This is a genomic window from Photobacterium sp. ABD4_091, assembly GCF_056160145.1.
In genome coordinates this window covers 30782-44884 of sequence record NZ_JBSWWQ010000001.1, presented here as the reverse complement: position 1 = coordinate 44884, position 14103 = coordinate 30782, and the positions used below count along the sequence as shown (strand labels likewise).

Annotated in this window: 12 protein-coding genes; 11 read left to right on the top strand and 1 reads right to left on the bottom strand. The window is 46.2% G+C overall.

Annotation, left to right across the window (positions count from 1 at the left end; genetic code table 11):
- Position 1 precedes the first annotated feature (1 nt).
- The 10 genes from ACXAGQ_RS00165 to ACXAGQ_RS00120 all read left to right on the top strand — a co-directional run bounded on the left by ACXAGQ_RS00165 (position 2) and on the right by ACXAGQ_RS00120 (position 12221).
- Positions 2-1087 (top strand): microcin C ABC transporter permease YejB, encoded by a 1086-nt coding sequence (locus ACXAGQ_RS00165; RefSeq protein ID WP_475240142.1) that lies wholly within the window; start codon positions 2-4, stop codon positions 1085-1087.
- Positions 1087-2109, top strand: a complete 1023-nt coding sequence (locus tag ACXAGQ_RS00160; protein ID WP_475250750.1) for an ABC transporter permease — start codon at positions 1087-1089, stop codon at positions 2107-2109. The genes ACXAGQ_RS00165 and ACXAGQ_RS00160 overlap by 1 nt, the downstream gene beginning before the upstream one ends.
- Before the next feature lie 2 nt (positions 2110-2111).
- On the top strand, positions 2112-3698 hold the full coding sequence (locus ACXAGQ_RS00155) for an ABC transporter ATP-binding protein (RefSeq protein ID WP_475250748.1): 1587 nt from the start codon (positions 2112-2114) through the stop codon (positions 3696-3698).
- Between the two features lie 234 nt (positions 3699-3932).
- Positions 3933-5432 carry a glucose-6-phosphate dehydrogenase gene (gene zwf, locus ACXAGQ_RS00150; protein ID WP_475250746.1) on the top strand — a complete coding sequence of 500 codons (1500 nt, stop codon included), beginning with the start codon at positions 3933-3935 and terminating at the stop codon, positions 5430-5432.
- A 5-nt stretch (positions 5433-5437) separates the two neighbouring features.
- Positions 5438-6151: a 6-phosphogluconolactonase gene (gene pgl, locus ACXAGQ_RS00145; RefSeq protein WP_475250744.1), complete on the top strand. Its 714-nt coding sequence runs from the start codon at positions 5438-5440 to the stop codon at positions 6149-6151.
- Between the two features lie 12 nt (positions 6152-6163).
- Positions 6164-7612, top strand: a complete 1449-nt coding sequence (gene gnd, locus ACXAGQ_RS00140) for a decarboxylating NADP(+)-dependent phosphogluconate dehydrogenase (protein WP_475250742.1) — start codon at positions 6164-6166, stop codon at positions 7610-7612.
- 261 nt (positions 7613-7873) lie between these two features.
- Positions 7874-8317 (top strand): hypothetical protein, encoded by a 444-nt coding sequence (locus ACXAGQ_RS00135; protein ID WP_475250740.1) that lies wholly within the window; start codon positions 7874-7876, stop codon positions 8315-8317.
- Entirely contained in the window at positions 8295-9413 is a 1119-nt protein-coding gene (locus tag ACXAGQ_RS00130) for a hypothetical protein (RefSeq protein ID WP_475250738.1), read from the top strand. Before ACXAGQ_RS00135 ends, ACXAGQ_RS00130 begins: the two co-directional genes overlap by 23 nt.
- 467 nt (positions 9414-9880) lie before the next feature.
- Positions 9881-11425, top strand: a complete 1545-nt coding sequence (locus tag ACXAGQ_RS00125) for an alanine/glycine:cation symporter family protein (RefSeq protein ID WP_475250736.1) — start codon at positions 9881-9883, stop codon at positions 11423-11425.
- A 310-nt stretch (positions 11426-11735) separates the two neighbouring features.
- Positions 11736-12221 carry a 2TM domain-containing protein gene (locus ACXAGQ_RS00120; RefSeq protein WP_475250734.1) on the top strand — a complete coding sequence of 162 codons (486 nt, stop codon included), beginning with the start codon at positions 11736-11738 and terminating at the stop codon, positions 12219-12221.
- Positions 12222-12303: 82 nt separating this feature from the next.
- On the opposite strand, the gene ACXAGQ_RS00115 is transcribed toward ACXAGQ_RS00120, so the two are convergent.
- Entirely contained in the window at positions 12304-12873 is a 570-nt protein-coding gene (locus tag ACXAGQ_RS00115; protein ID WP_475250732.1) for a cytochrome b, read from the bottom strand.
- 674 nt (positions 12874-13547) lie between these two features.
- On the opposite strand from ACXAGQ_RS00115, the gene ACXAGQ_RS00110 reads away from it, so the two are divergent.
- The gene (locus ACXAGQ_RS00110; RefSeq protein WP_475250731.1) at positions 13548-14099 is read left to right on the top strand and encodes a phosphoribosyl-AMP cyclohydrolase; all 552 of its coding nucleotides are present in this window, start codon (positions 13548-13550) and stop codon (positions 14097-14099) included.
- The last annotated feature ends 4 nt before the right edge of the window (positions 14100-14103 follow it).

Below are 14103 nucleotides of genomic sequence, written 5' to 3'. Positions count from 1 at the left end.
TATGTCGGCATATATTATTCGGCGTCTGTTGTTGGTAATACCCACGTTGTGGGCGATCATCACCATCAACTTCTTTGTTATCCAAATCGCCCCCGGCGGACCGGTTGAACAGGCGGTGGCCCAGCTTGAAGGCCATAGCTCTGGCATCATGGAACGCTTCACTGGCGGTGGGCAAGAAGTTGGTTCGTTGGAGCCTTCTGAAAATGGTTCGGGCTACCGCGGCTCTCGCGGGTTGGATCCCGAAGTGGTCGAGGCGATCAAGAAGCAATTTGGCTTTGATAAGCCATTGCACGAGCGTTACTTCGATATGCTCAAGGATTACGCCACGTTCAACTTTGGCGAGAGCCTGTTCAAAGGCGGCAACGTGATTGATTTAATTATCGACCGCCTACCGGTCTCTATCTCGCTAGGCCTTTGGAGTACGCTGATCATCTATTTGGTCTCGATTCCACTGGGAATAGCCAAGGCTATCAAGCATGGTTCGCGGTTCGATGTCTGGAGTAGCGCGGTAGTGATTGTCGGCTATGCGATCCCCGGTTTCCTGTTCGCGATATTGCTGATCATCTTCTTCGCCAGTGGCAACTATTTCAGCTGGTTTCCGTTGCGCGGGCTGGTGTCGTCCAATTTTGACCAGTTGAATTGGTACCAGCAGATCATTGATTACTTCTGGCATTTGACCCTGCCTATTCTGGCGATGGTTATTGGCGGTTTTGCCACTTTGACCATGTTAACCAAAAACTCCTTCCTTGATGAAATCAACAAGCAGTACGTAGTCACAGCCCGTGCCAAGGGGCTTGATGAGCGCAGTATTTTGTATCGTCACGTTTTCCGTAATGCCATGCTGATCATCATCGCAGGCTTTCCGGCTGCCTTTATCAGTATCTTCTTTACCGGTGCGATGCTGATAGAGGTGATGTTCTCTTTGGAAGGGATAGGATTGTTAGGGTTTGAGTCGACCATACAGCGAGATTACCCGGTGGTATTTAGCTCTTTGTACATCATGACGCTACTCGGGCTGTTGCTGAACATTATTTCGGATATTACCTATACATTGGTCGATCCACGGATAGATTTTGAGGCACGTTAGTGAAATTGAACCCATTAACCAAGGAACGTTGGGCTAGATTCCGCGCTCATAAGCGCGGTTATTGGTCGTTGTGGATCTTTTCGATCCTGTTTTTCTGCAGCTTGTTTGCAGAGATCGTCGCCAATGATAAGCCGTTGGTGATCCAGTTTGAGTCACAGTGGTATTTCCCTATTGTCACCCCTTATTCCGAGACTGAGTTTGGCGGTGAATTCGATGCAGAAGCCGACTATACCGACCCTTATGTCGCGGACTTGATCGAGGCCGATGGCTTTATGATCTGGCCGCTGATCCGCTTTAGCTACGACACCATCAACTATGACTTATCTGGCCCGGCTCCGTCGCCGCCTGATAGTGTCAACTGGCTCGGCACAGATGACAAAGGGCGCGATGTGCTTGCCCGTATTATTTACGGTTTCCGTATATCCGTTTTATTCGGTTTTGCCCTTACCATCATTTCTACCGTGATTGGCGTTATCGTCGGGGCTAGCCAGGGGTACTACGGCGGTTGGGTCGATCTGTTCGGCCAGCGCTTTATCGAGGTATGGTCTGGCATGCCGACGCTATTTTTGCTGATCATCTTATCCAGCTTTGTTGAGCCAAATTTTTGGTGGCTGCTGGGCATCATGGTGCTGTTTAGCTGGATGGGGCTAGTCGGTGTAGTCCGTGCCGAATTCCTTCGATGCCGGAACCTCGATTATGTCAGGGCGGCCCAGGCGATGGGCGTCGGTGATGGCCGTATCATGCTACGCCACATGCTGCCTAATGCCATGGTGGCTTCACTTACAATGATGCCGTTTATTCTCAGCGGCTCGGTAACCACGTTGACCTCGCTGGATTTCCTCGGCTTTGGCTTACCAGCGGGCTCCCCATCATTAGGTGAACTGCTGGCTCAGGGGAAGACTAACCTGCAAGCGCCTTGGTTGGGCTTATCTGCCTTCGTTGTCCTTTCAATCATGCTGAGCTTGTTGGTGTTTGTCGGCGAAGCTGTGCGTGACGCATTTGATCCCCACCATCAGAGGTAACTATGTCACAACCTATTATTACCATTGAAAATCTATCGGTGGGTTTTCAAAGCGGAAAATCCGTTAATCAGGTGACCTACAACGTTAGCCTGGATATTAAACGTGGCGAAACCCTTGCGCTGGTGGGGGAGAGTGGCTCGGGTAAATCAGTCACGGCCAATGCGATTTTACGCCTGCTACCGAAATCATCTACTCGTTATCTCAGTGGCCATATTCATTATGATGGCATTGACATGATGCGTTGTAGTGAGCGGGAAATGCGCGGCTTAAGGGGCAACCGTATTGGCATGATTTTCCAAGAGCCGATGATGTCCTTGAACCCACTGCATAAAATTGGCCGCCAGTTGTGTGAAATCCTCGCTATCCACCGTGGTACTCGGCAGCGAGAAGCGCAGAAGAAAGCGCTGGAATGGTTGCAGAAAGTCGGGATCAGAAACCCAGAAAAAAGATTGGAATCTTATCCGCACGAATTGTCAGGCGGTGAGCGCCAGCGGGTAATGATAGCGATGGCGCTTATTAACGAGCCAGAACTGTTGATTGCCGATGAACCGACAACGGCACTGGATGTTTCGGTACAGGCGCAGATTTTGGATTTGCTCAAAGATCTACAGCGTGAAATGGGCATGGCCATGCTGTTTATCACCCATGACTTGAGCATTGTTCGCAAAATTGCCGATCGTGTTGCGGTAATGCAGATGGGGCGGCTGGTGGAAACCAATACCATGATTGAAGTGTTCGAACGGCCGCAAGATCCTTATACCATCAAGTTGATCAACTCCGATCCGAGCGGCGAGCCGGTCCCGGTCGATATGGCAGCGACACCTATGTTCGAGGTAAAAGACCTACGGGTGTGGTTCCCGGTTAAAGGCGGGGTATTGAAGCGGGTTAAGGATCATATTAAAGCGGTGACGGATGTAAGCTTTTTGTTGCGAACCGGCCACAGCGTCGGCCTTGTCGGTGAAAGTGGCTCGGGCAAGTCGACAACAGGCATGGCGATTCTCAAATTGTTGGAAAGTACGGGTGAAATTTTATACCGAGGGGAGGATATCTCGGCATTTAATCGTAAGCAAATGTTACCTATACGCAGCAAAATGCAAGTGGTTTTCCAAGACCCGTTTTCTGCCTTGAACCCGAGGATGTCTGTGGCTCAAATCATTGGTGAAGGGCTAAAAGTTCATCAAAATTTAACGCCTGAGCAAGAAGACAAGGTCATTTGTGATGTGATGCGAGATGTTGAGCTCGACCCAGAAACACGCCACCGCTATCCCAACGAATTTTCGGGCGGCCAGCGCCAGCGGATTGCTATCGCCCGTGCCCTGGTGTTGAAACCTGCGTTTATCTTGTTGGATGAACCGACATCGTCGCTAGATAGAACGGTTCAATTTCAGGTGCTTACCCTATTAAAAAACCTGCAGCAAAAATATAACTTAACCTACCTCTTTATCAGCCATGATCTCCATGTTGTGAAATCCTTGTGTCACTACACCTTGGTTCTTCGCCAAGGCCAAGTTGTAGAGCAGGGGGAAACCCAATCCCTATTTAGTGAGCCGCAACAAGAATATACTAAGCAATTAGTTGCTCTCTCATGACTGGTTGTACCAGACAAATGTAGCTGGGATGTTATGTGCTTCTCATACATAATGAGGCGCCCAAAAGGCGCCGTTCTCATTATCGACTAAAATGTGACCAATTAAAGGTTTTCTCTATCGGTGCGATAGAGAAAATCTGCTGGTGCTTTTTAGCTGTATTGATAACATCAATACCAAACTGAATAATAAAATGAATAACTTGTCCTGATGGATTCAGGCGAGTGGGAAAGCATTATGGTTAAGCCTGAAAATAATTGTATCGTCATCTTCGGGGCGTCGGGTGATCTGACTCATCGTAAGTTGATCCCAGCCTTTTACCACCTATTCGCGAATGGATTGCTGTCTGAAGAATTCGCTATTTTAGGGGTAAGCCGGACTCATTATTCTGATGATGAGTTCCAGCAGAAATTGAAAGATTCGCTGACAGCCAACGAAAAAGTTGACCCCCAGGTACTTGATGCTTTCTGTCAACGCCTTCATTACCAAGCGATTGACACGAAGGATGTCGACGATTACGCCAAGTTGAAAAATCGTTTGGATGAAATTGAGCAGAAGTACCAAACCCAAGGCAATACCACTTTCTACCTGGCGACGCCGCCAAGCCTCTACAGTGTGATCCCTCAGTGCCTAGCAGCCCATGGCCTCAACAGTGAAGAAAATGGCTGGAAGCGCCTGATTGTCGAGAAACCTTTTGGTTACGACTTGGCGACCGCCGAGCAGTTAGACAAAGACTTGCATGCCCACTTCCAAGAGCACCAAATCTACCGTATTGACCATTACCTAGGTAAAGAAACTGTCCAGAACTTACTGGTGTTCCGTTTTGCCAATGGTATGTTCGAGCCACTTTGGAACCGCAACTTTATTGACTACGTCGAGATCACAGCGGCTGAATTCCTGGGTGTCGAAGAGCGTGGTGGTTATTACGATGGCGCGGGTGCGGTTCGTGACATGTTCCAGAACCACTTGTTGCAAGTATTGGCTATGGTGGGTATGGAGCCGCCGGCAGCCATCAATGCCGACTCGATGCGTGATGAAGTGATGAAGGTATTCAAGAGCCTTCAGCCGCTTTCTGAAAAAGATCTGCAGAACAACTTGGTGCTGGGCCAGTACACCGAATCTGATGTGCGTGGCGATCACCTTGTGGGATACCGTGAAGAGCCGGGTGTGGCAGAAGACTCCCGAACCGAAACCTATGTCGGTTTGAAGATGTTTATCGATAACTGGCGTTGGAACGGCGTACCGTTCTACGTACGTACCGGTAAACGCTTGCCAACCCGTGTGACTGAAGTGGTTATTCACTTCAAGAAAACGCCTCACCCAGTATTTGGTGCTAACGCTCCAGAAAACAAACTGATCATTCGTATCCAGCCAGATGAAGGCATCTTGATGAGCTTTGGTCTCAAGCAGCCGGGTGCCGGCTTTGAAGCTAAAGAAGTGAGCATGGACTTCCACTACGAAAGCCTGGAAGAGACCCATATGCTAACGGCTTACGAGCGCTTGCTGCTGGACTCGATGAAAGGTGATGCGACCTTGTTTGCGCGTACCGATGCAGTGAAAGCCTGCTGGGAGTTTGTTCAGCCTATTTTGGACTACAAAGAAAACCCAGAGCACCTCTACGGTTATGCTGCAGGTACTTGGGGGCCGAAAGAAGCGGATGAGCTACTTTCTCGTGACGATCGTGAATGGCGCTTCCCTTGTAAGAACCTGACAAATACCGACTACTGTGAGCTTTGAGTGACATGAATTACCACGTTTTTGAAAACGCCGATCAGGTCGTTCATGCATTGGCAAACAGCCTAAAAGAGTACAGTGAGCTGGGCCGCCCGGTTCATATCTCGCTGTCTGGCGGTAGCACACCGTCTCAGCTGTTTGCTTATTTGGCCGGCTCAGAATTTGCCCAGTCTATCCAGTGGCAAAACCTTCATTTTTGGTGGGGCGATGAGCGCTGCGTAGCACCGGAAGATGAGCAGAGTAATTACGGCCAGGCTAAGGCTTTGTTATTCGACCATATTGCGATCCCTGCTGATAATATCCACCGTATTCGCGGTGAAGAATTTGCAGCGATGGAAGCGATCCGTTTTGCCCAAGAGATGATGACAGAAATCCCAGAAAAAGATGGGGTGCCTGAGTTTGATTGGATCTTGCTTGGCATGGGAACAGATGGCCATACCGCTTCTTTGTTCCCGGGGCAGACGGACTACGAGACCACAGAAATTGCAGCAATCGCTGCACATCCAGACACTCGCCAGATCCGCGTGACGAAAACCGCGCACTTGCTGGCAAACGCTAAACGTATTACTTACTTGGTTCTAGGTGCAAGCAAATCGGCAGTGATCAAAGAGATCGCCAGCAACGCACCAGCTGCACAGGCATACCCAGCAGCTAAAGTCAGTTCAAAAGCTGGCACAACCGAGTGGTATTTAGATTCAGAAGCAGCCAAAGAGCTGGCATAAGGAGAGAAGTAAATGAAAGCTGATATTGGTGTTATCGGTTTGGCCGTGATGGGTCAGAACCTGATCCTAAACATGAACGATAACGGATTTAAAGTGGTTGCTTACAACCGTACCGTTGCGAAAGTTGATGAATTTTTGCAAGGTCCGGCGAAGGGCACCAACATTGTCGGTGCGACTTCTCTTGAAGATCTGGTTGGCAAACTAGAATCACCACGTAAAGTGATGCTGATGGTTCGCGCAGGTGACGTTGTTGATCAGTTCATTGACAACCTAGTACCGCTTCTGGATGAAGGCGACATCATCATCGACGGTGGTAACACTAACTACCCAGACACCAACCGCCGTGTGGCAGAACTGCGCGAAAAAGGTATCCGCTATGTCGGTGCCGGTGTATCAGGTGGTGAAGAAGGTGCACGCTTTGGACCGTCAATCATGCCAGGTGGCGATCCTGAAGCATGGCCACATGTTAAGCCTATCTTCCAGGCAATTTCCGCCAAAACCGACAAAGGTGAAGCGTGCTGTGACTGGGTAGGTAAAGAAGGTGCTGGCCACTTTGTGAAGATGGTTCACAACGGTATTGAATACGGTGATATGCAGCTGATCAGTGAAGCTTACCACTTCATGAAAGAAGGTCTGGGCATGTCTCATGATGAGATGCAGGCAACGTTCGCTGAGTGGAATAAAACTGAGCTAGACAGCTACCTGATTGAAATCACAGCAGACATTCTTGGTTACCGTGACGAAGATGGTGAGCCGCTGGTAGAGAAAATCCTTGATACTGCTGGCCAGAAGGGTACCGGTAAGTGGACGGGTATCAATGCTCTAGACCATGGGATCCCGCTAACGCTGATCACTGAATCTGTCTTTGCCCGTTGCTTGTCTTCACTGAAAGAGCAGCGTGAAGAAGCGGCATCGCTATTCAACAACCCAATTACTGCTGTTGAAGGTGATAAGTCTCAGTGGCTGGATGCACTGCGTCAGGCACTGCTTGCGTCTAAAATCATCTCTTACGCGCAGGGCTTTATGCTTATCCGTGAAGCGTCTGAGTCTAACAACTGGGATCTTAACTACGGCAACGTGGCCCTAATGTGGCGCGGTGGTTGTATTATCCGCAGTGCTTTCCTGGGTAATATCCGTGATGCTTTCGAAGCAAACCCAGAGCTTGCGTTCCTAGGCCTTGATAACTACTTCAAGGATATCCTAGAAAGCTGTCTTCCAGCATGGCGTAAAGTCGTGGCTAAGTCGTTCGAGACTGGTCTGCCAATGCCTTGTATGTCTTCAGCGCTAACTTTCCTAAATGGTTACACAACGGCTCGCCTGCCAGCAAATATGCTTCAGGCACAACGTGACTACTTTGGTGCCCACACTTATGAGCGCACTGACAAACCACGCGGTGAGTTCTACCATACGAACTGGACAGGTACTGGTGGCGATATCTCTTCTACAACTTATGATGTTTAATTAATAAGTAAATAGAAGTCGGTATATCATTATTATTAAGGCGCTGAAGATTCAGCGCCTTTTTTATAAATTTAACAGCTGAAAATTGCTATTAATTATTCAAAATATTGACGAATAGACCGTCAAATAAAAGCTCAAACAGAGTGAATAAAATCGTTAATAAATATTTTGTGATCACCTTCAAAATCAAAGTCTAATTATTATTAGTCTTGATTTATCCTGCCTACGATATTTCTATGGTTTATGTTAAGGGCTGACAGTGTGACACTTTTATTTCAAAGAGTATCTGGATATTTATTATTGGTATTTATCTTTTCCTCGCCTTTAGCATTCGCTGAAAGTTATGCGATTGTCACATCAACACCGACACCTCCTGCTGAAAAACTGACTAAAACGAAAGCTAAGCTTTTATTCTCTGGCAAGGTTCACACTATTCCAGGTATCGGAAAAATAGAATTGATTGACTTCCCTTCAGGTAGTGAATATCGAAAGGAGTTTTATCAAAAGATGTTAAGGAAGAGCGAAGGGCAGATGAAAAGGATTTGGTCATCTATTGCCTTCTCGGGCAGAGCTAAGCCACCAACAGAGATGAAATCAGATGATATAGAGTTGGTGCATCAGTGGTTGGAAAAAGAACCATCGGCGATTGGGTATTTGCCGGTTAGCAAAATAGGAGGGCTCAATGTACTGCTTGAAATTCATTAGTGTTATTTTTCTGCTATCAATATCGTTGGTAGTAAAAGCTGTTGAGTTACCTGATTGGTTAGCTATTTCCGGTTTTGCCTCCGTCGCGGCAGCGAAAAGTGATAACGAAACCCCATATTATTACACCCGAAATATTACTGATGAGTGGTGCTTTGATTGTGACACCATCGCCGGTATACAAGCGGATTTATTCCCAACGGACTGGCTTCATGCTTCTGCACAACTGGTAAAGCGGCCGTCAGATAATTTCAGTGATCCTGATCTTGAGTGGGCATATATTTCTGTAGAGCCGGTAGCGGATTTGAAAATACGTGCCGGACGGTTACGCTCACCGACGTTTATGTATTCACAAGTGGTTTTTGTTAACCAGGCTTACCCTTGGGTAAGGCTTCCCGCTGAGGTATACGATACAACCGGTGGTTTCACCCGATACGATGGCATTGATGCGTACTATACCTGGACGCTGAGTGATAGTTTATTGCTTCAAATACAGCCTTATGCTGCTTTTAAAACCTCGATTGATAATAACGAGATAAACCATGTGTATTACGACGTTAATTTAAAAGAGTTATATGGATTGCGGCTAGATTTGGAAAGCGATGTTTGGAGTATCTATCTAAACTATTTTGAAAGCCGCCTTGATATCACCACAGTAGAAGATGTTGTCCCGGTAGAATATAATGAATTTGGTGTACCGATTAAGTTCGGTAAATATACCGCCCACATTGATAGCCAAACCTGGTCCTATGGCCTCCAGTACGACTGGCAGGATTTCACCACAATCTTCGAAGGTACCATCAGCAAAGATGGCCCGTGGGGCGGTTACGTTTCACTGCTATATCATTATCAAGATTGGACGCCTTATCTTGTCTATGGAAAGCGTACTGGTGGCGATAAAACCAAAGACGGCTCTGACAGCGTTAGCCTAGGTGTGCGTTACGACATATTGCCAAACCTTGCAGCGGTCGGTGAATGGCACTATACCAAAGCCAAAGAGGGCCGGAGGGGCAGCTTTACCCCGCCGTCGGTCTCTGACATCACTGACCGGTCTGCTAACATTTTTTCATTTGGCCTTAACTATAGCTTCAGTATGTAGTGTGACTAAGAAAAGAAACCGACGTGGTAGCTTAGGTATCTGATGGTAGGAAACTGTTTTATCCGACAAGTTAATCAATTAAGCCAGAATGATGAATTCTGGCTTTTTTAATGGCATTTTAATTACACAAGGTGCATATGCCTGTTAAGACAAAGAAAATTCTCGCAGTAACCATCGAAACTATGTGTACCGCTTAACTAGAGTAAAATTGTGAGCAAACAGGAATTTTTGGGTTTGTTTGCTTGGTTTTTAAACAGCAAATTAACATCTCTTTAGCAATGGATTTAGATAAATCGACCTACGTCACGTTAACTGGTAGGAGCTTTATCTGCCGTATACCAATCCCCCCCAGCTTATGAGCTATAGATCACGCTAAATTGCATGATGAAATAAAATATTTAACAATCGGGTTACAATGTGATTATTATACTGACGAAGCATTAACCAATCATACAGGGAGTTTTTTAATGCAGTCGTTAGTAGATTTTCTAAATGGAATAATTTGGAGCCCAGTGCTGATTTATCTGTGTCTGGGCGCGGGTCTGTTTTACTCCATTACCACTCGTTTTGTTCAGCTTCGTCACTTCCGTGAAATGTGGCGTCTGTTGTTATCTGGTAAAAGTTCCGCTCAGGGTATCTCCTCTTTTCAGGCATTAGCCGTTTCTCTTTCTGGGCGCGTAGGTACGGGTAACATCGCGGGTGTTGCAGCCGCTATCGGTTTTGGTGGTCCGGGTGCAGTATTCTGGATGTGGGTTGTTGCTTTCCTTGGTGCAGCAACAGCATACAGTGAATCTGCATTGGCACAGATTTATAAAGAAGAAGATGAAGACGGCCAGTTCCGTGGTGGTCCGGCTTACTACATTGAAAAAGCGATGGGTCAGAAGTGGTACGCGTGGATCTTCGCGATTGCTACTATCTTCGCGTGTGGTGTGCTTCTTCCTGGTGTTCAGTCAAACAGTATCGGTAATGCGGTTGAAGCTGCATTTGGTCCTGGTCAAATGATTGAAACTACTATCGGTACTATCAGCCTTGCGAAAATTGTAACGGGTACCTTCGTTTCAATTATCCTTGCCTTCATCATCTTCGGTGGTGTTAAGCGTATCGCGAGCTTCACACAGGTTGTGGTTCCTTTCATGGCACTGGCCTACATTGTGATTGCTTTCATTATCATCCTGCTAAACATCAACATGGTACCAAGTATCTTCATGATGATTGTCGGTGATGCCTTCACGCCAATGGCGGGTATTGGTGCGGCAATCGGTTGGGGTGTTAAGCGTGGTGTTTACTCTAACGAAGCCGGTCAGGGTACAGGCCCTCACGCAGCGGCTGCTGCTGATGTACAGCACCCAGCACAGCAGGGTCTGGTTCAGTCATTCTCAATCTACATTGATACACTGCTAGTTTGTTCTGCTACCGCGTTCATGATTCTGATCACTGGTGCTTACAACGTACACGGTGGCGCAGAAGGAATGTTCTTGGTACAGAACCTTGCGGCAGACATTGGTGCTAACGGCCCAGTCTTTACCCAGATGGCGATTGAAAGCGCGATGCCAGGTATCGGTAAACCATTCATTGCCTTTGCACTGTTCTTCTTTGCCTTTACGACTATCCTAGCTTACTACTACATTGCAGAAACCAACATTGCTTACATCCGCCGTACTGTGAAATTCCCAGGTATGATGTTTGTGTTGAAAGTCATCCTAACGGTAGCAGTGTTCTACGGAACCGTGAAGACGGCCAACCTTGCTTGGGCAATGGGTGATGTGGGTGTAGGTCTAATGGCATGGCTGAACATCGTGGGTATCTTGATCATCTTCTTCCTATCGAAGCCAGCACTAAAAGCGCTGAAAGATTACGAAGAGCAGCAGAAAGCCGGTGTGAAAGAGTTTACTTTCGACCCTGTTAAGCTTGGTATCAAGAATGCTGATTACTGGGAGAAGAAATTCCACGGCAAAACAGTGTCTTCAGATCAAACTGATGGGGATGCAGAGCCAGTGAAGACAACGGTTTAAACAGCACTCTTCTCGAACTCAAAATCTAAATTAACGAAGGGCCATTGGGTATTACCCAATGGCCCTTTTCTTTTCATCGAGTTACCCAGAAAGATGTGAGCCAACATGGGATGCCTGATGATGTATGTGTAAATAAATGCTGGCACAATAATATTGGTGTTAAAACTAACGCAACGACCTGCCAGTTGGCTGACATAAATCTTTGTAAGTATATGAAAAGTAACACTGTCAGGTGTTTGTCGGGTCGGTGTCGTTCTGGTTAACCGTGATGACAGGTACAGTTGATTCAAACAGCAGGAAGGATTCTACAATGATTGTCAGAAAGCTAAGGCTACAACGTGGTTGGTCTCAAGAACATCTCTCTGAGCTATCCGGTTTGAGTGTTCGGACTATCCAGCGTATCGAAAGGGGCCATAAGGCAGGGTTGGAATCGTTAAAATCATTGGCTGCTGTGTTTGAAATTTCAGTCACCGATCTTCAGGGAGAGCCAATCATGAACGAGCAAACACACCTTAACGAGAATACGCAAATAACCCAAGATGAAATGAAAGTTATCGAGCAAGTCAGGGAGATTAAAGGGTTTTACTCCCACCTGATCACTTATGTCATGGTCATCGCCATGTTGTTCGTCATTAACTTCATGACAGACCCGAGCTATATCTGGGCGTGGTGGCCGGCAATGGGCTGGGGGATAGGGATAGTGTCTCACGGCTTAAGCGCTTTCGAAGTCTTCAACTTCTTTGGCGCCGAATGGGAGAAACGCCAGATTGAGAAACGGCTTGGCCGTAAGCTCTGATCGCTGTTGGGTGTATAGTAGAAAATAATGAAAAGAGGCTGGTGGAATACAGCCTCTTTTTCTCTTTAATGCGTTTACAGGCTCAGTGCTGTGTTGCAGAGTGTTGGGTGCCTTTTTCTTTCTTGATGCGAAGCATGCGGGTCAACGTATTATCTTTATCTATAAAGTGGTGTTTCAGTGCGCCTGCCACATGCAAAGCCAATGTAATCATGACAACGCGTGAGGCATAGAAATGCAGGCTCTTACCTATACTATTTACCCACTCAGTTTTTTCCCCGCCAGCAATTAGCTCAATTGAGAAGAATGCGACAGAATGGCCACCGCCTACGCTCATGATAATGCCAGATATAGGCATTAATAGTGTACTGACCAATAGCGTATAGTGAACGATTGTTGCGGCTTTTTCCTGCCATGCTGGCCCTGAAGTTGCACTTTGGATAGGACCTTCTTTCAACCGCCAAATTACCCTAACCAAGGCGACAATCAATACTGCAACTCCGAAAGATTTGTGCAGGCTGAGTAATTCAAATTTCTCTGGGCTACGTGGTAGGTCAACAAGATAAAAACCAATGGCGAAGGTGGCGATAAAGCTCAGCCCGGTTAGCCAGTGAATGAGGATAGTCTGGGTGGATAATAGTTGATTGCTTTTCATTGAAATAATCCTTTACGTGTCGAGCATTTTTATATGGTGTGCTCTGTTGTATTGAGACACCGATTTATATAAATCCATTATTACTTAAGGGTTATTCAAGTTATGTTAATGCTTCGTAAATTTAGGTAAAGGGGAGTAATAAGGCATATCACACAAAGCCCCATATCTAGACCGTATTAAAGTGGTATCAGTGATGAAATCACTATAGTTAGCGATTGTAAATTATCAAATTCGATATAAAAATGTTGATAATTAATATTACCCAATGGAAACAAATATAAGAAAAAGTATTAATAAATGCTGTTGTGATTACATTATTTAAAGTTTACTTATTTACTAGAGAGTCAAGTTGTTTAAAAATCACGATTGTATTTTTGCTACAAGATCACTTTATCGGGTCGCTACATTTTGAAGAGGAAATTGATGCTTTGTTTCTTTCTGAAAGTTATTGATACTTAATGGTTTTATTTTTATGCGTTCAGGCTCTATTTCTGTACGGTTCCTGAAATAATCTGCAACTTTACTATTCGTGAAAAATAATTGTGGTTAGTTTAAATTCCCACAACAAGCACAACTCTGAGATAAACATCATTAGGTTTGTGGGTATTAAAAACCCAGATTTTCTTTAATGTTTGTCCTACTTATAAGTCATTTATATTAAACAGGTAGAGTCTATGAAAATTAAAACTATGGTAAGTGCGTTTACATTACTTTATATTTCAACCTCAGCCTTTGCTAGTGTTGTCGTCAATCAAGCGGTTACCGAAGATGAGGTACTGGCTGCCCAGCATGGTTGGTGTCAGGCACTGGTTGATATCAGCACGACCTATACTAAAAGTGGGCATGAAGCCGCTAAAACATTGGCAGAAGAGGTTATCGAGGGTGCTTATGCCTACCAAATGGGGACAGTGCTGTTCAAACCAACCCTGACGGTTAATCCGCAAACCTTCCGTACCACGCCAGAAGGGGCATTATCGTACTTTGTTGGTGGTGATGAGGCATTTCCACAGGACACAGGTTTTGCGCTAAAGAACTGGAAAGCATGTGAAATCGAAAATGCAGGTGTTTTCATTACTGGAAACAGTGCCAGCACTATGGGTAAAGTTCACTTCACCGATACAGAGGGCAACCAGACCAGCGTAGATAAAACGTGGAAGTTTGTTAAAGATAATGCCGGTGCACTACGTATTGCGCTGCATCACTCTTCGCTGGAATACAGTCAGTAGTCGA

Coding starts and splice junctions, on each gene's coding strand:
- ACXAGQ_RS00115 (WP_475250732.1), bottom strand. CDS start 12,873: ATGAAAAGCAATCAACTATTATCCACCCAGACTATCCTCATTCACTGG.
- zwf (WP_475250746.1), top strand. CDS start 3,933: ATGGTTAAGCCTGAAAATAATTGTATCGTCATCTTCGGGGCGTCGGGT.
- ACXAGQ_RS00165 (WP_475240142.1), top strand. CDS start 2: ATGTCGGCATATATTATTCGGCGTCTGTTGTTGGTAATACCCACGTTG.
- ACXAGQ_RS00120 (WP_475250734.1), top strand. CDS start 11,736: ATGATTGTCAGAAAGCTAAGGCTACAACGTGGTTGGTCTCAAGAACAT.
- pgl (WP_475250744.1), top strand. CDS start 5,438: ATGAATTACCACGTTTTTGAAAACGCCGATCAGGTCGTTCATGCATTG.
- ACXAGQ_RS00155 (WP_475250748.1), top strand. CDS start 2,112: ATGTCACAACCTATTATTACCATTGAAAATCTATCGGTGGGTTTTCAA.
- ACXAGQ_RS00125 (WP_475250736.1), top strand. CDS start 9,881: ATGCAGTCGTTAGTAGATTTTCTAAATGGAATAATTTGGAGCCCAGTG.
- ACXAGQ_RS00110 (WP_475250731.1), top strand. CDS start 13,548: ATGAAAATTAAAACTATGGTAAGTGCGTTTACATTACTTTATATTTCA.
- gnd (WP_475250742.1), top strand. CDS start 6,164: ATGAAAGCTGATATTGGTGTTATCGGTTTGGCCGTGATGGGTCAGAAC.
- ACXAGQ_RS00130 (WP_475250738.1), top strand. CDS start 8,295: ATGTACTGCTTGAAATTCATTAGTGTTATTTTTCTGCTATCAATATCG.